This window comes from Photorhabdus viridis (genome assembly GCF_040256935.1).
Classification (GTDB): Bacteria; Pseudomonadota; Gammaproteobacteria; order Enterobacterales; family Enterobacteriaceae; genus Photorhabdus; species Photorhabdus viridis.
Map to the genome: position 1 here is coordinate 1536 of NZ_JBEJZY010000013.1, position 20245 is coordinate 21780.

The 20245-nt window shown below is 53.8% G+C and carries 1 protein-coding gene (running past one end of the window); it reads right to left on the minus strand.

The window, feature by feature from the left end; all coding sequences use genetic code 11:
• Positions 1 to 20245, minus strand: the 3' portion of a protein-coding gene (locus ABR397_RS07120; protein ID WP_350305113.1) for a non-ribosomal peptide synthase/polyketide synthase. Its footprint extends 12035 nt past the window's final position; only the last 20245 of its 32280 coding nucleotides appear in the window; its start codon lies off the right edge, out of view; the stop codon is at positions 1 to 3.

A 20245-nucleotide genomic window follows, 5' to 3' on the forward strand; every position in this document is an offset into this window, starting at 1 on the left:
TCAGTATGATAGCCCCTCCCCATGACAACTGATTGCCAGCGCCCTATTCAAAGCCTGAGCTAAAACAGTTTTATGTTGATTATCCTCCAACAGACTAAAATGGTTACCCGGTATCGCAATCAATTGAAGCAAAGCATCAGGTATTATCTGCTCCCAGCCTAACGCTGGCTCTATGCTTAAACGTTCAGGCTCTTCATCCGCCATAAAAGAGATAGCGGGGGAAGGTTCCATTGCATAAAACTGATGCAGCGTTACCGCTAATGCCTGCGGATCATAATCTCTAACCATCTGCGCATAACGCTCTATCTGCTCCCAACGTTTTGCGATTAAATCAGCGCACAGATTTGCCGGATATAACGCCAATTCTTGCGCCGCTGCAATAAACTGCACTAAATTCAATTCATCAATTTGCCGATACAACTCCGCCATCTCTTGGGTGCGCTCTTCCCTTGATTGCCTTGCTAATTCGACAAAGAACTGATGTTTAGGCGGTATGTTCTGCTGCCCAAAATAGTGAGGAGCCGGCGTATCAATCAACCCCAGGAAATTAACCTGCTCACCGGCATGTAACAACCTCTCGGCAATAGCATAAGCTAATATGCCGCCGGAAGAGTAACCGCCCAGCCGGTACGGGCCTTCCGGCTGAACCGCTTTCAGCAAGCTGATCATTCTGGCAGCTTGCGCCTCCATCGTCGATATCGGCTCTTCACTGATGGATGACCAAGGTAGTGCATAAATCGGGTAACCCGGCTGAATCTGTTGAGCCAATCCAAAGATATAAGAGTAGTCGCCCATTCCGCTAGGCACAAAGAATAGCGGCAACCCTGTTCCGTCAGATCGCACCGATATAGCGCCATTTTGTGGCTGAGACAGAGAATCTGAGGTGATTTTTACTGCTAATTCAGCCAACACCGGGAATTGGAACAACGCATTTAATGTGCAAATCAAACCCCGGCCAGCAGCAAGATTTATCATTCGCATAGCGAGCAGTGAGTGACCGCCCAGCACGAAGAAGTTGTCATGCCGGCTGATCTGATCAATCCCCAATAATTCACGCCAAATCGCTGCCAATTCGGTTTCCGTTTCGCCTTGTGGCGCTTCATAAACCTGACGGGCAAAGGCTTCATTATCCAGTGCCGGTAGCGCCCGACGATCCAGTTTACCGTTCTGCGTCAGTGGAAGCGCATCCAGACGCACAAACGCCGCCGGCACCATATAGTCAGGTAAAACAGCACTCAGGTGGCTACGCAGGCGATTAGCCAATCCTTCCTCCGCCGGCGCCGCCACATAAGCGATCAAACGTTTATCCTGCCCTTCCCCCAACGCCAGCACCACAGATTCACTCACCGCAGGATGCTCCGCTAACCGAGCCTCAATTTCACCGGGTTCAATCCGGAAACCGCGAACTTTCACCTGTTGGTCGCTACGGCCTAAGAATTCCAAATTGCCGTCCGGCAGGTAGCGAACTAAATCCCCAGTGCGGTACATTCTCGCCTCCGGGTTATCGCTAAAGGGATCGATAAGGAAACGTTCAGCGGTTAAGTCAGGGCGATTGAGATAACCTCGCGCGACACCGGCTCCGCCAATATATAATTCCCCTATTGCGCCTAATGGTACTGGCTGACCATGACCATCCAACAAATAAAGCCGCGTGTTGGCAGTCGGACGACCGATAGGGATTAACGTCGCCGTATAATCTGGCGGGCAACGCCAGCTGGCGGCGCACACGGTGATCTCCGTCGGGCCATACGCATTGAACAAGGTTGCCTTTCCCCTCAACGCTTTTATTAGCGCCGCACTGGGCGCTTCACCACCCAATATCAATGTCGGTTTTATCGTTATTTCTGATAAATCGGCCCCTTCCCGAAGCAGTGCCGGTGTTATACAAGCGTGCGTCACCGCCTGTTCTTCCAGATAATGCCAGAGGCGGCCCGGGTCCTGACGGACAATATCAGCCGGAATAACCAAAGTCGCCCCATCGGTCAGCGCCATCATGATTTCCCAGACACTGGCATCGAATCCTAATGAAGCAAATTGCAATATCCGGCTATCAGCGCCAATGCCAAACTGGGCGATTTTATCCAGCGTCAGGTTGACCAACCCTCGATGTTCGACCATCACCCCTTTTGGGGTGCCCGTCGAGCCGGAGGTGTAAATCACATAGGCCAGATGCCGTGAGGTTAATCCAGATATCTGTGGGTTACTTTCCGGCTGGTCAGGCAGAGTATTCGGATCCCGTACGGTCAGCGCAGCCAACGCCTCTGCTCCTAATGCCGCACGCCCGACATCATCCGCCAGCAACATCGCAGGCGCAGCATCCGTCAGAATATGGACCATACGCTCACCCGGGTAAGCGGGATCCAGCGGCACATAAGCGCCACCTGCTTTCAATACCGCCAACACCCCAGCCACCATTGCCGGTGAACGTGACACGCAAATCGCTACCCGTTGATCCGGCATCACACCCAAGGCAATCAGTTGGTAAGCCAACCGGTTAGCCCAGGCATTCAGTTCTGCATAACTGAGAGTTTGGTTTTCATACACCAATGCAGCAGCATTCGGGTTTTTCTCCACCTGCTGCTCAAACAACTGATGAATACATAACTGCTCAGGATACGCAGCTTCTGTCGCATTCCAGCTCTTTAACAGCAGCGTACACTCCGTTTCAGGCAGAATGTTTAGCGCCTGAACCGGCGTTTCCGGGGCCTGTTCCAGTGCCTCTACCAGACTCTCCAACGCCTGCTGCATATAGCCACATACCCGTTCCGGATCAAACGGCTGCGCCACCTGAGCCGTCAGTCCCAGTGCGCCGCCAAAATCTTCCACCGACAGCACAAACGGATAGTTAGTCCGCTCTTGTCCGCCGAGAAATTCAATATCACTGATGGGTTCATCCGACTCTGTCGGCAATGTATTATGTCGATAGTTCAGCAAGCTGCTAAAGAGTGGGATCTCCCCCTGAACACTACTGCAACGCTGGGCCAGCGCCAATGAAGCGTGTTCATGTTCTAATAATCCCGCGAGTCGGGTATGGGCGGCCTGTACGCTGTCCCGTATCGGCGTATCATTGATATCCAACCGTAGCGGCAAGGTATTGATAAACAATCCCATGCCGCTGTCAGCGCCGTCTCCCGCCTGCATCCGACCAAACAGTACGGTACCGAACACCACTTTCTCCTGACCGCTGGTACGCGACAGTACCTGCGCCCAGGCCAGATGGCACAAGGCGGCCAAACTCACGCCCAAACGTCTGGCCTGACTACGCAAACGATCATTTAGCGCCGCCGTCAGCATCCGGTGGGATTCCGTCACCTGCGTACCATCACGATGCACTTCCATCAGCCCAAAGGGCAGTGTGGGTTCATCTACCTCTGCTAACATATTGGTAAAGAAACGAGTATGCGCTTCCTGATTGACATCGAGCCGGGCCTGAGCCACCAGATTGCGGAAAGGAACTGGAGCCGGCAAACTCGCTTCCTGACCATCAAGATACGCCTGCACCTCACGATCCATCACATCCAGTGTTGTATGGTCACCAATCAGGTGATGCTGCAATTGCAATACAACCCAACGGCCATCAGTTTCCGGCACCACGATAAAGCGCAACAACGGCGCCTGACTCAAATCGAGACGATAATGATGTGGATCAAAGCGTTGAACCAATTGCTCGCTGATCGCCCCGTCAGTCGGGTCCAGCGTCAATTCAGTCACTGATAAAAACGCCTGACGCAAAACCACCTGCGCCGGCATGGATAATCCTTGCCAGACAAACGCAGTACGCAAGATATCGTGCCGGTCAATCACTTGTTGAATCGTCGTCAGGTAACGATCCAGCAGAGCGCGGTCAGCGAAGGCTACTTGTCCAATCAACAGGTACGGATCACCTCCGTTTGCCAGCAGATGGTGGAACAAAATCCCCTCCTGCAACGGTGACAATGCATAGATATCCTGAATATTAGCGATCCCGCCCGGTACTTGCCCAACGATAAGATCGATGTCAGGCTGAGTCAGATCAATCAACGGCAGTAACTCTGATGTCAATACCGTCGTATCCGGTGTAATCCGGTTTTCAGGCGCCTGAGTTTTACGATGTTGAGCCACAGACTGAGCCAAAACACAAAGTGTCTGATGCTGGAATAGCGTTTGCACTGAGACAGTCAAACCAATACGCCGCAAGCATTCAATCATCCGGACAACCAGCAACGAGTGGCCTCCCAGCGCAAAGAAATTGTCATGCCGGCTAATTTGTTCAATCCCCAGCAATTCACGCCAAATCGCCGCCAGGGCAGTTTCTATCTCGCCTTGCGGGGCCTCATAGACCTGACGGGCAAACGCTTCCTGCCTAGGCGCGGGCAACGCCTGGCGATCCAATTTGCCATTCGGCGTTAATGGGAAGGCATCCAGACGCACAAACGCCGCCGGTACCATATAATCAGGTAAAACGGCACTCAAGTGGCTGCGCAGGCGATTAGCCAGTCCCTCCTCCTCTGGCGCCACCACATAAGCGACCAAACGTTTATCCTGCCCTTTCCCCAATCCCAGCACAACAGATTCACTTACCGCCGGATATTCCATCAACCGGATCTCAATTTCACCGGGTTCAATCCGGAAACCACGAATTTTCACCTGTTGGTCGTTACGCCCCAGGAATTCCAAATTGCCGTCTGGCCGGTAACGGGCTAAATCCCCAGTGCGATACATGCGCGCATCCGGTTTATCGCTAAAAGGATCAATCAGGAAGCGGTCAGCGGTCAGCTCAGGACGATTGAGATAACCTCGCGCTACACCCGCCCCTCCGATATACAGTTCTCCCACGGCCCCCAACGGTACGGGCTGACCATAGGTGTCCAGCAGATAAACCCGCGTGTTAACTATCGGCCGCCCAATCGGCACCCATTCATCCATATAGTCTGACGGGCAACGCCAGGTCGTCGCGCAGACCGTTGTTTCCGTCGGTCCATACGCATTTAACAACGTTACCTTTCCCTTCAGAGCCTGGAGCAACACGGTACTCAGGGCTTCACCCGCCAGTACCAACGTGGGTTTTATTGTTATCGCCGGCAAATCAGTCCCCTCCCGCAGCAACGCGGGCGTCAGACAGGCGTGCGTCACCACCTGCTCTTCCAGATAATGCCAGAGACGGTATGGATCCTGACGAACCGCATCGGCAGGGATAATTAAGCTTGCTCCCCCACCCAGCGTTATCATGATTTCCCAAACACTGGCATCAAAGCCAAAGGAAGCAAACTGCAACATCCGGCTGGTTACACACATGTCAAGCCGGGTAACTTGCGTCAGCGCCAGATTACTCACACCACGATGCTCCACCATCACCCCTTTTGGCATACCGGTAGAACCGGAAGTGTAAATCACATACGCCAAATGCTGTGGCGTCAATGCAGGGACCTGCGGGTTACTGTCCGGCTGATCAGGCAGGATATTCGGGTCAAGCACGGTCAGCGCAGCCAATCCCTCCGCCCCCAACACCGCATGCCCAACACTATCCGCCAGCAAAATAGTCGGCGCGGCATCATTCAGGATATGCGCCAGACGTTCACCCGGATAAGTTGGGTCCAGCGGCACATAAGCGCCGCCCGCTTTCAGCACCGCCAGTAATCCCGCAACCATTGCCGGTGAACGCGCCACGCAAATTGCCACCCGTTGATCCGGTACGACACCCAGTGCAATCAGCTGATGCGCCAGCCGGTTAGCCCAAGTGTTCAATTCGGTATAACTGAGGTTCTGCCCTTCATACACTAATGCTATCGCGTCAGGGTTTTTCTCCACCTGTTGTTCAAATAATTGATGAAAACATAACTGCTCAGGATACGCAGTTTCCGTGGCATTCCAGGTCTCCAGCAACAGTTTCCGTTCTGCTTGCGGTAAAATGTTCAGTGTCCGTACCGGGGCCTCCGGGGCTTGTTCAAGCGCTTCTGCCAGGCTTTCCAACGCTTGCTGCATGTATCCGCATATCCTGTCCGGATCAAACGGCTGCACCACCTGAGCCGTCAGCCCCAGCGCCTCACCAAAATCTTCCACTGACAGCGCCAGTGGGTAGTTAGTCCGCTCTTGTCCACCAAAAGCTTCAATATCACTGATGATTTCGTCCGACGTTTCCGGCAAGACATTATGCCGATAGTTCAACAAGCTGTTAAACAGGGGTATCTCACCCTGCACACCGCTGCAACGCTGGGCCAGCGCTAATGAGGCATGCTCATGCCCTAATAGTCCGGCAAGCCGGGTATGGGCTGCCTGTACGCTGTCCCGTACCGGCGTATCATTGATATCCAACCGCAACGGCAAGGTATTGATAAACAATCCCATACCGCTGTCAACGCCATCACCCGCCCGCATCCGTCCAAATAACACGGTGCCGAACACCACTTTCTCCTGATCGCTGGTACGTGACAACACCTGCGCCCAGGCCAGATGGCACAAGGCGGCCAAACTCACGCCCAAATGCCGGGCCTGACTGCGCAAACGGTCATTCAGTTCGGCTGTCAGCATCCGATGCGATTCTGTCACCTGTGAGCCATCACGATGCACCTCCGTCAGCCCGAACGGCAGTGTCGGTTCATCGACCTCAGCTAACATATTGGTAAAGAAACGGGTGTGCTCTTCTTGACTGACGCCAAGCCGGGCCTGCGCCACCAAATTGCGGAAAGGAACCGGCGCAGGTAAACGCGTTTCCTGACCAGCAAGATACGCCTGCACTTCATGATCCATCACTTCCATCGTCGAATGGTCGCCAATCAGATGATGCTGCTGCTCCAGCAAGAGCCAACGCCCTCCTTCTTCCTGCGCCATCATAAAGCGCAACAGCGGCGCCTGCCCCAAATCCATACGATGATGACGCGGGTCAAAACGCCGGGACAGTTGATCGCTGATCGGTCCGTCAGCGGAGGTTAGCTTCAGTTCAGTGACTAACAAAGGCGCCTGACGCAAAACCACCTGCGCCGGCGCCGATAATCCTTGCCAGATAAACGCAGTCCGTAAGATATCGTGGCGGTCAACCACCTGTTGAACCGCCGCCAGATAATTATCCAGCAGAGCGCGATCAGCAAAGGCCATCTGATCAGTCAACAGGTACGGATCACCTTTATCTGCCAGCAGATGGTGGAACAAAATCCCCTCCTGCAACGGCGACAACCCATAGATATCCTGAATATTTTCCATCCCGCCCGGCACTTGCCCGACGATCAGATCAATTTCAGGCTGGGTCAGGCTAATCAACGGCAGCCGATCCGGTGTCAGCACCATCATATCCGCTGTAATGCGGTTTTCAGGTACCTGAATTTCACGATGCTGATCCAGAGACTGAGCCAAAACATGGAGTGTCTGATGCTGGAATAGCGTTTGTACCGAAACGCCCAGACCAATACGCCGCAGGGATTCAATCATCCGGACAACCAGTAACGAATGCCCGCCCAAGGCAAAGAAATTGTCATACCGGCTAATCTGTTCAACCCCCAGCAATTCACGCCAAATTGCCGCCAGAGCCGTTTCCATCTCGCCTTGCGGCGCTTGGTAAACCTGACGGGCAAACGCGTCCTCGCCCGGCGCCGGCAACGCCCGGCGATCTAATTTACTATTCGGCGTTAATGGCAAGGCATCCAAGCGCACAAAGGCGGACGGTACCATGTAGTCAGGCAACAATGCGCTCAGATGTTCACGCAGACGGTTAACCAATCCGTCATCCGTTTCCGCCGCCACATAGGCGACCAGACGCTTATCCTGTCCTTCTCCCAACGCCAGCACGACGGATTCTCTCACCGCAGGGTGCTCCAATAACCGGGTTTCAATTTCACCCAGTTCAATGCGAAAACCGCGGATCTTCACCTGATGGTCATTACGGCCCAAGAATTCCAGATTACCGTCCGGCAGGTAACGGGCCAAATCCCCGGTTCGGTACATGCGCGCATCCAGGTTGTCACTAAATGGATCAACCAGGAAACGTTCCGCGGTCAATTCTGGCCGGTTCAGATAACCCCGCGCGACACCCACCCCGCCAATATACAATTCCCCCACCACGCCCAACGGTATCGGACAGCCAAACTTATCCAGTAAATAAAGCCGGGTATTGGCAAGCGGACGACCAATCGTCGGGGAAGGATGCGTCGGCGCTATGCAGGCCAGCGTCGCATCCACGGTGCATTCGGTTGGACCGTAGACGTTATAAGCTGTCAGTTGCGGTATATCGGCTACCGCCTGCCAGGTTTGCCCTGATATGGGCTCACCGCCAATCAGCAACGTCAACGCGTTTTGATGCTGATGCAAACCCGCTGCCAGCAACATCTCTAATTGCATTGGCGTACAATCCAGCACATCAAGATTTGTCCTGATTAAAAATTGCAATAAGGCCGCACTATCTGCGCGCACATCTTGTGGAACAATCACCAGCGTGTAGCCATTCAACAGGCCAAGTATGTTTTGCAATGCCGCATCAAAAGAAATACTGGCATTCAGGCTAACCCGGTAAGGCGCCGGTGAAGACGCAAATGCATGCTCTGTCAGCGTTCCATGTAAGTTCAACAAAGAACCATGCTCAACCATGACGCCCTTCGGTGTACCGGTAGAGCCGGAAGTGTAAATCACATAGGCCAAATGACGGGAAGTCAGCGCAGGTATCTGTGGATTACGATCTGACTGGTCAGGCAAAAGATTGGGATCGAGTACTGTCAATCCGGCCAGCGCTTCCCTGCCCAGTGCCGCACATCCAACCTCATCCGCCAGTATCACTGACGGTGCAACATCATTCAGGATATGCGCCAGACGTTCACCCGGATAAGCCGGATCTAACGGCACATAGGCGCCGCCCGCTTTCAGCACCGCCAGCAATCCCACCACCATTGCCAATGAACGCGACACGCAAATCGCCACCGGCTGGTCCGGCGCTACGCCCAGTGCAATCAGCTGATGCGCCAGCCGGTTAGCACGGGTGTTCAATTCGGTATAACTGAGCGTCTGCTCTTCATACACTAACGCTGTCGCGTCAGGGGTTTTCTCCACCTGTTGTTCAAACCGCTGATGAATACACCATTGGTCAGGATATGCGGTTTCCGTGGCATTCCAGGTTTTCAGCAACAGAGTACGTTCCGTTTCAGGTAAGATTTCCAGTGTCCGTACCGGTGTTTCCGGGGCTTGTTCAAGCGCCGCCGCCAAACTCTCCAGCGCCTGTTGCATATAACCGCATATCCGTGCCGGATCAAACGGTTGTACCACCTGAGCCGTCAGCCCCAGTGCGTTGCCAAAATCTTCTACTGACAGAGAAAATGGATAGTTGGTTCGCTCCTGCGCGTCAAGGAATTCAATACCGCTAATGAGTTCATCCGAGGCCGCCAGCGGCGTATTATGCCGGTAGTTCAGCAATGCATTAAACAGTGGCGTGCCACTGGCTACCCCACTGCAACGTTGAGCCAGCACCAATGAGGCATGTTCATGCGCCAGCAACCCCGACAAGCGGGTATGAGCGGCCTTTACGCTGTCCCGTACCGGGGTTTCATCCATATCCAACCGCAACGGCAAGGTATTAATAAACAGCCCCATGCCATTGTCGGCGCCTTCGCCGGCCTGCATCCGGCCAAACAGCACGGTGCCAAACACCACTTTCTCCTGACCGCTGGTGCGCGATAGCACCTGCGCCCAAGCCAGATGGCACAGGGTTGCCAAACTCACGCCCAAACGTCTGGCCTGACTACGTAAACGATCATTCAGCGCCGCCGTCAGCATCCGGTGAGATTCCGTCACCTGCGAACCATCACGATGCACCTCCGTCAGTCCGAATGGCAGTGTCGGTTCATCGACCTCGGCCAACATCTCGGTAAAGAAACGAGTGTACTCTGCCTGACTGATACCGAGCCGGGCCTGAGCCACCAGATTGCGGAAAGGAACTGGGGCAGGCAAACTGTCTTCCTGACCGGTAAGATACGCCTGTACTTCACTGTTCAGCACTTCCAGTGTGGTGTGGTCGCCAATCAGGTGATGCTGCTGTTCCAGTAAGATCCAACGTCCCCCTTCTTCCTGTGCAATGATAAAACGCAGCAACGGTGCTTGACCCAGATCTACACGATGATGACGCGGGTCAAAACGCCGGGTTAACTGGTCACTGATCGCGCCGTCAGCCGGATCCAGTGTCAGTTCCATCACCGACAAGGTCGCCTGACGCCAGACCACCTGCGCCGGTACGGATAATCCTTGCCAGATAAAAGCCGTACGCAAGATATCGTGCCGATTAACCACCTGCTGAACCGCGGCCAAATAGCTGTCCAGTAGAGCGCGGTCAGCAAAGGCCATCTGACTGGTCAATAGATAGGGATCACCTTCGTCCGCCAGCAGGTGGTGGAACAAAATCCCCTCCTGCAACGGCGACAACCCATAGATATCCTGAATATTGACCATCCCGCCCGGCACTTGCCCGACGATCAGATCAATTTCAGGCTGGGTCAGGTCAATCAACGGCAGCAGATCCGGTGTCAGCACCGTCATATCCTCTGTAATGCGGTTTTCAGGTATTTGGATTTCACGCTGTTGAGCCACAGATTGAGCCAGAACACGCAGTGTCTGATGTCGGAACAGCGTTTGTATCGAGACGCCCAGACCAATACGCCGCAGGGATTCAATCATCCGGACAACCAACAATGAATGACCACCCAGTGCAAAGAAATTGTCATGCCGGCTAATCTGCTCAACCCCCAGCAATTCACGCCAAATAGATGCCAGCGCAGTTTCTATCTCGCCTTGCGGCGCTTGGTAAACCTGACGGGCAAAAGCCTCTTCTCCCGGCGCCGGTAACGCCCGGCGATCCAGTTTGCCATTCGGTGTCAGCGGGAAAGCATCCAACTGAACAAAGGCCGCCGGGACCATATAGTCAGGCAATAACGCACTCAGATGTTCTCGCAGGCGGTTAATCAATCCGTCATTCGTTTCCGCCGCCACATAGGCGACCAGACGCTTATCCGGCCCCTCTCCTAACGCCAGCACTGCTGCTGCTTGCACCGCAGGATATTCCACCAGCCGAGCCTCAATTTCCCCCGGTTCAATGCGGAAACCCCGAATTTTGACCTGTTGATCATTACGGCCCAGAAATTCCAGATTACCGTCCGGCAAGTAACGGGCCAAATCCCCGGTCCGATACATACGTGCATCCGATTGTTTACTGAACGGATCAACCAGGAAACGTTCTGCGGTCAGCTCAGGGCGATTGAGATAACCACGGGCAACCCCATCTCCGCCCACATAAATCTCACCGGTTACACCCAATGGCACCGGTTGACCATCAGCATCCAACAGATAAATTTGCGTGTTGGCTATTGGCCGGCCAATCGGGATCCTCGTCGCTCCCTGTGGTAACGCCGTAATACGGTAGGTGGTGGTAAAGGTGGCGCCTTCACTCGGGCCATAGCCATTCAATAATTGTTGTGGCGGGCTATCATGCAGAACCCGGGCAATGACATGCGGATCAAGTACATCTCCGCCGACAATCAGGATCCTGAGCTGCGGGAAAACCGGGGACAACGCTGTCGCCAGCCGGTTAAATAGCCCAACACTCAGCCACAACACCGTAATGCGATAAACCTGCAATGCCTGAACAAACTCTTTGGGCGTCAGCACAGTCGCGTGATCAATCACCACCAGCGCACCGCCGTTGAGCAACGGCGCCCAGACTTCAAACGTGCTGGCATCGAAAGCCGGATTAGCGGCAAAAGCAACCCGATCATTTCGTCCAATTTCGGCATAATCATTATTGATAACCAGCCGGACTACCGCACGATGAGGCACGACCACGCCTTTGGGCATGCCAGTCGAACCGGAGGTGTACATGATATATGCTGACCCGGCGCTGGAACACGGTAAGTCAGGATTGCGGCCATCTTCCGCCTTAATGGTATCGGTCTCACCGGAGAGGCGACACAGAGGAACAGAAAGGCCAAGCGGAATCTCAGATTGTGTATCGGTGATCAACAATTTAGCGGAGCAATCGTTCATCAACCAGACTTTCCGCTCGTCCGGTACTCGGGGATCGACAGGAACATAAACGGCGCCAACTTTAAGAATAGCCAACTGGGCCACCACCAGTTCAGTAGAGCGTTCTAATAGAACCGCCACGTGCTCATCCCGGTTAATTCCTTGCTCAATCAGTTGACGGGCCAGTTGGTTAGCGCAAGTATTCAATTCTGTATAGCTAAGTGTCTTATCTCCCGCGATCAACGCTGGCGCCGTTGGCGTTTTCTCCACCTGTTGTTCAAATAATTGATGAATGCACAGCTGGTCAGGATACACCTTTTCAGTCGCATTCCAGGTTTTCAGCAACAGTGTACGTTCCGCTTCCGGCAGAATTTCCAACCGCCTTGCCGGTGTTTTCGGAGCCTGTTCAAGTGTCTCCACCAAACTTTCCAGCGCCTGTTGCATGTACCCGCATATTCTTTCCGGATCAAGCGGCTGCACCACCTGAGCCGTCAGCCCCAGAGCTTCACCAAAATCCTCTACCGATAACACTAACGGATAGTTAGTCCGCTCCTGCCCATCCAGAAATTCAATACCGCCGATGAATTCATCCGATGTTGCCGACAGAGCATTATGCCGATAATTCAACAAGCTGCTAAAGAGTGGGATCTCTCCCTGCACACCGCTGCAACGCTGGGCCAGCGCCAATGAAGCGTGCTCATGCGCTAATAATCCGGCAAGTTGGGTATGGGCGGCCTGTACGCTGTCCCATACCGGCGTATCATTGATATCCAGACGCAACGGCAAGGTATTGATAAATAACCCCATACCGCTATCAACACCGTCCCCTGCCTGCATCCGACCAAACAGCACAGTGCCGAACACCACTTTCTGCTGACCGCTGGTACGCGACAATACCTGCGCCCAAGCCAAATGACACAGCGCCGCCAAACTGACACCCAAACGCCGGGCCTGACTACGTAAACGGTCATTCAGTGAAGTCCTCAACATCCGATATGATTCCGTCACCTGTGAACCATCACGATGCACCTCCGTCAGCCCGAACGGCAGTGTCGGTTCATCTATCTCAGCTAACATCCCGGTAAAGAAACGGGTGTGCTCTGCCTGACTGACGCCGAGCCGGGCCTGCGCCACCAGATTGCGGAAAGGAACCGGCGCAGGCAAACGCGCTTCCTGACCGGCAAGATACACCTGCACTTCACGATCCATGACTTCCATCGTCGAGTGGTCGCCAATCAGATGATGCTGATGTTCCAGCAGGAGCCAGCGCCCTCCTTCTTCCTGTGCCATCATAAAATGCAATAGCGGCGCCTGCCCCAGATCCATACGATGCTGACACGGATCAAAACGCTGAGTTAACTGATCACTGATCGGCCCATCAGCAGACGTTAATTTCAGTTCAGTCACCGATAAGGTCGCCTGACGCAAAACCACCTGCGCCGGTATGGATAATCCTCGCCAGATAAACGCAGTCCGCAGGATATCGTGCCGGTCAACCACCTGTTGAACTGCCGCCAAATAACTGTCTAACAGAGCACGATCAGCAAAGGTCATTTGACCGGTCAGCAAGTACGGATCACCTTCATCTGCCAGCAGATGGTGAAACAAAATCCCCTCCTGCAACGGCGACAACCCATAGATATCCTGAATATTGGCGACCCCGCCCGGCACTTGCCCGACAATCAGATCGATGTCAGGCTGAGTCAGGTTAATCAGCGGCAGCAGATCCGGCGTCAACACCGTAGTATCCGGTGTAATCCGGTTTTCCGGTATTTGGATTTCATGATGTTGCGCCAGAGACTGAGCCAGAGCATGGAGTGTCTGGTGTCGGAATAGCGTTTGCACCGAGACGCCCAGATCAATACGCCGCAGAGATTCAATCATCCGAACAACCAACAATGAATGGCCGCCCAGCGCAAAGAAATTGTCATGCCGGCTAACCTGTTCAACCCCCAACAATTGGCTCCAAATCATCGCCAGCGCAGTTTCTATCTCGCCTTGCGGCGCTTGGTAGACCTGACGGGCAAAAGCGTCATCTCCCGGCGCCGGCAGCGCCCGGCGATCCAGTTTGCCATTTGGCGTCAGCGGGAAAGCATCCAACTGAACAAAAGCCGCCGGGACCATATAATCAGGCAATATGGCGCTCAAGTGGTTGCGCAGGCTATTAGCCAGTTCATCATCCGTTTCCGCGACCACATAAGCCACCAGGCGCTTATCCTGTCCCTCACCCAAAGCCAGCACAATAGCTTCACTCACCACCGGATGTTCCACCAGCCGGGTTTCAATTTCCCCCGGTTCAATGCGGAAACCGCGGATTTTCACCTGATGGTCATTACGGCCCAGGAATTCCAGATTGCCGTCCGGCAGGTAACGGGCCAAATCCCCGGAACGATACATCCGGGCCCCGGATACCAAGCTAAAGGGATCCGGCATAAAATGCCCGGCGCTTAGTTCTGGCCGGTTAAGATAACCGCGCGCCACCCCAACGCCGCCAATATATATTTCGCCGGTGCAGCCCAATGGTACCGGTTGACCATGGGAGTCCAGCAGGTAAATGCCGGTATTTTTCACCGGCCGACCGATAGAACGCGTATCTTCCGGCGATAATATCGCCTTACAGGTGGCAATCACGGTATTTTCAGTTGGACCATAGGTATTTAACAGCTGTGGACGATAGGCTTTCTGGGCAAACCACGCCTGAACCGCGCTCTTCTGTACCGCCTCCCCCCCAATAATGATTAACCTGAGGCACTCCGGTAGCGGTAATGCCGCCAGTTCAGACCAAAACAGCGTCGGCAGAGACATTACCGTAATACGATGTTGTCGGATCAAAGAGATAAATTCTTGTACCGAAGCCAGCCAGCTATCATCACGCACCACCAATGTCGCACCATGAGATAATGACGAGAAAAACTCTTCGATCGACGCATCAAAAGCAAAAGAGGAGAATTGCAGCACCCGGTCTTGCGGCGTCACCGCATAGGTTTCATTAAAACCTAAACTGCGCTGATAAATCGCCTGATGTTCTATCATCACCCCTTTTGGCTGCCCGGTTGAACCGGAGGTGTAAATCACATAGGCCAGATGCTGCGGCGTCAACGCCAACACCAGAGGATTACTGTCCGGCTGGTCAGGCTGAATATTCGGATCCAGTACTATCCATTCTGCCAATATTTGCTCGCCTAATACTGCCCGTCCGGTTTTATCCGCCAGTACTATCACCGGTTTGGCATCATTCAGGATATGCGTCAGACGTTCAACCGGATAGGCGGTATCCAGCGGCACATAGGCCCCACCCGCTTTCAGCACTGCCAACAACCCGACCACCATTGCCGGGGAACGAGACACGCAAATCGCCACCCGTTGATCCGGTGCAACTCCCAGTGCTATCAGTTGATGGGCCAGACGGTTAGCACGGATATTCAATTCCGTATAACTGAACGTCTGCTCTTGATACGCCAGCGCCGCAGCATCCGGCGTTTTCTCTGCCTGTTGTTCAAATAACTGATGAATGCACAACGGGTCAGGGTACACGGTTTCCGGCGTGTTCCCGATTTCCAGCAACAATTTGCGCTCTGCCGGCATCAAGATATCGATTTCTCCGATCCGCTGCTGAACGTTAGCAGCCATCGCTTGCAGTACCGTGTGCAGATATCCTACGTGTCGTTCGATTGTCGGTTGGTCAAACAGGGCGGTTGCATAATCAAGATAACCAACAATCCGGCCCTCGACTTCTGACAAGATCAATTCCAGATCAAACTTAACGATATCAAAATCTTGATCGACCGGTGACATTGTCAGCCCCGGCAATTCCCACTCCGCATTCTCATTGTTATGCCAGGCAAACATCACCTGAAACAACGGCGTATGTGCCAGTCGGCGCGGCGGTTGCACGATTTCCACCACCTGTTCAAACGGTAAATCCTGATGCTCCTGCGCCATCAGGGCAACTTGCCGCGCCCGTGCCAGCAACTCAGCCACATTTGGCCCACCCGATAAATCCATGCGCAACGCCAGTGTATTGACAAAGAAACCGATCAGCGGCTCGACTTCCTGGCAACTGCGGCCCGCACTCGGTGTGCCAATCACTACATTATCCTGACCTGACAGGCGCGACAGAACCGCCGCCCAGGCTGATAAAATCGTCATGAACAACGTGACACCTTGCTGTTCACTCAGGCGTTTAAGAGCTTGGGTTAACTCCGTATCCAGATTAACCGCCAAGGTACTCCCCACAAACGACTGCTCAGGTGGTCGCGGCCGGTCAGTCGGTAAATCCAGCAGAACCGGTGCGTCAGCCAGCATAGTGCGCCAATAGTCGGATTGAATTTGGGTATGTTCGGCCAACAACCACTGACGCTGCCAAGCGGCATAATCAGGGTATTGAATTGCCAGCGGGGGTAATGGATCCGCTTGTTCTGCCAGAAACGCCGTATAGAGGGCGCTTAATTCACGTATCAGCACATTGACAGACCAGCCATCGGAAACAATGTGATGCTGGGTGAGCAAAAACTGATATTCGTCATCCGCGAGCCGGATGAGAGAAGCACGGATGAGTGGGCCACTCATGAGATCAAATGGCGTATAAGCTTCCTCTGCGCTTAAACGTTCAAGTACCGTTTCAACATCCGGGATACCACGTAGATCGCGTTGAGACAAAGTTAATCCACTGTCCGGCGCCAGTAGTCGTACCTGAGGCTGACCATCAACAACAATAAATACCGAACGTAACGCTTCATGACGAGCAAATAAGGCATTCAGCGCCTGCTGCCAGGCGGCGATATCAAACTGCCCACGTAAACGCAGGGCGACCGGGATATGATAGATATCACTGACGCCATCAAGCTGCGCCAGGAACCACAAACGCTGTTGCGCGAATGACAGCGGCAACTTACCCTCACGGGATATCGGCAGGATGGCAGGCAATCCCCGGTCTTGTTTATCAAACCGGGCGCGGATCTTCTCAGCAAAACCAACCAGAGAGGGGAACTTAAACAACGTGGTTAGCGGTAATTCGACACCTAAAGCCGCGACACGGTTCATCACTCGCACCGCCAACAGTGAATGACCACCGAGCGCAAAGAAATTGTCATGCCGGCTAATCTGCTCAATCCCCAGCAGTTCACGCCAAATCGCCGCGAGTGCTGTTTCGATCTCCCCTTGCGGCGCTTGGTAAACCTGACGAGCAAAAGCTTCCTCCCCCGGCGCCGGTAGCGCCCGGCGATCCAGTTTGCCATTCGGCGTCGATGGAAAAGCATCCAAACGTACAAAGGCCGCCGGCACCATGTAGTCAGGTAAAATAGCACTCAGGTAGCTACGCAGACTATTAACTAACCCGTCATCCGTTTCCGCCGCCACATAGGCCACCAGACGCTTATCCTGTCCCTCGCCCAATGCCAGCACCACCGCCTCTTGCACCGTCGGATACGCCGTCAGCCGGGCCTCAATTTCACCCGGTTCAATGCGGAAACCGCGGATTTTCACCTGATGGTCGTTACGGCCCAAGAATTCCAAATCACCGTCCGGTAGGTAGCGGGCCAAATCTCCGGAACGATACATCCGGGCATCCGGTACACGGCTAAACGGATCAATCAGGAAACGTTCAGCAGTCAACTCAGGACGATTCAGATAACCACGCGCCACGCCCACACCACCAATATACATTTCACCGACGCAGCCTAATGGTACCGGTTGACCATATTTATCCAGCAGGTAGATACCGGCATTTTTAGCCGGTCGCCCAATAGAACGGTCATCTTCCGGTGATAATACATCCTTGTAGGTCACCGTCACGGTGTTTTCAGTCGGACCATAACCGTTTAATAGGCGGGGACGGTGGGTGTCATGAGTAAACCAGTCTTGAATAGCGTTCTTTTTGACCGATTCGCCCCCAATGATGATCAGCCTGAGGCAATCCGGCAGCGGTAACCCATGATCTCTGGCCGCTAGTTCAGACCAGAATAAGGTCGGCAATGACACCACCGTGATACCACTTTGCCGGGTTAGTCTGATGAATTCCTTCACAGAGGCCAACCAACGATCATCACGTATCACCAGCGTGGCGCCGTTACATAGTGACGAGAAGAAATCTTCTACCGAGACATCAAAAGAAAAAGAGGCGAATTGCAGCAGCCGATCTTGTGGCGTGACGGCGTAAGTCTCATTAAAACCCAGATAACGCTGATAAATGGCCTGATGTTCTACCATCACGCCTTTCGGCTGCCCGGTTGAGCCGGAGGTGTAAATCACATAGGCCAGATGCTGTGGCGTCAACCCAAATCGCTGCGGGTTGCTGGCCGGCTGATCAGGCTGAACATTCGGATCCAGTACCGTCAGCCCGGCCAGCACCAACTCGCCTAATACCGCCCGGCCGGTTTCATCCGCCAGCACCACCACCGGCGCCGCATCGTTCAGGATATGGGCTAAACGTTCACCCGGATAGGCGGTATCCAGTGGTACATAAGCCCCACCGGCTTTCAACACCGCCAACAATCCCACCACCATTGCCGGTGAACGCGCCACGCAAATCGCCACCCGCTGGTCCGGCTCTACGCCCAGCGCAATCAGTTGATGCGCCAGCCGGTTAGCATGGACATTCAGTTCGGCATAGCTGAGAACCTGCTCTTGATACTCCAGCGCTGTCGCTCCCGGGTTTTTCTCCACCTGTTGTTCAAATAACTGATGAATACACAATGGGTCAGGATACGCGGTTTCTGTCGCGTTGCCGATTTCCAGCAACAATTTACGTTCTGCCGGCGCCAAAATATCAATTTCCCCAATCCGCTGTTGAACGTCAGCAACCATTGCTTGCAGCACCGTATGCAAATATCCGATGTGTCGTTCGATTGTCGGGTGATCAAACAGAGCCGCTGAATAATCGAGATGACCGATAACCCCGCCGCCTTCTTCTGACAAGCTCAGCTCCAGATCAAACTTAACGATATCAAATGATTGATCGACCGGTGATACGGCCAGCCCCGGCAATCGCCACTCGGTACTTTCATTGTTCTCCCAGTCAAACATCACCTGAAACAACGGGGAATGCGCCAATCGGCGCGGCGGTTGCACGATTTCCACCACCTGTTCAAACGGTAAATCCTGGTGCTCCTGCGCCATCAGGGCGACTTGTAGCGCCCGTGCCAGCAATTCAGCCACATTCGGCTCACCCGATAAGTCAATGCGCAACGCCAGCGTATTGACAAAGAATCCAATCAGCGGCTCGACTTCCTGGCGACTGCGACCCGCACTCGGTGTGCCAATCACGACATCTTCCTGATCTGACAGGCGCGACAAAACCGCCGCCCAGGCTGACAAAATCGTCATGAATAATGTGACGCCCTGCTGTTCACTCAGACGTTTAAGGGCTTTCGTTAATTCCGTATCCAAATTCACCGGCAAAGTATTCCCCACAAACTCCTGCTCAAACGGACGTGGCCGATCAGTAGGTAAATCCAGCAGAACCGGCGCGTCAGCCAGCATGGTACGCCAATAGTCGGATTGAATTTGGGTACGTTCAGCCGACAGCCACTGACGCTGCCAGGCGGCATAATCAGGGTATTGAATCGTTAATGGCGGCAATGGATCAGCTTGTTCTGTCAGGAAAGCCGTATAGAGGGTACTGAGTTCATGTATCAGTACATTGATAGACCAGCCATCGGAAACAATGTGATGCTGGGTGAGCAAAAATTGATATTCGTCATCCGTGAGCCGGATGAGAGAAGTGCGGATAAGTGGGCCACTCATGAGATCAAATGGCTTATAAGTTTCTTCTGCTCTTAAACGTTCAAGTACCGTTTCAGCATCTGGGATCCCACGCAGATCATGTTGAGACAAAGGCAATCCACTGTCCGGCGCCAATAATCGAACCTGAGGCTGACCGTCAACGGAAACGAAGACAGAACGTAACGCTTCATGACGAGCAAATAAGGTATTCAGCGCCCGCTGGCAGGCAGCGATATCAACTTGACCACGCAAGCGTAAGGCCGCCGGAATATGATAGGTATCACTGACGCCATCAAGCTGCGCCAGGAACCACAAACGCTGTTGCGCGAATGACAGCGGCAAATCCCCCTTACGGGATATCGGCAGGATGGCGGGTAATGTCGCGTGCTGTTCACCAAACCGGGAACTCATCGCCTCAGCAAAGGCCATTAAAGAAGGCGCTTTAAACAACGTGCTCAACGGCAATTCAACACCGAAAGCGGCGACACGGTTCATCATCCGCACCGCCAGCAACGAATGGCCGCCCAGCGCGAAGAAATTGTCATGCCGGCTAATCTGT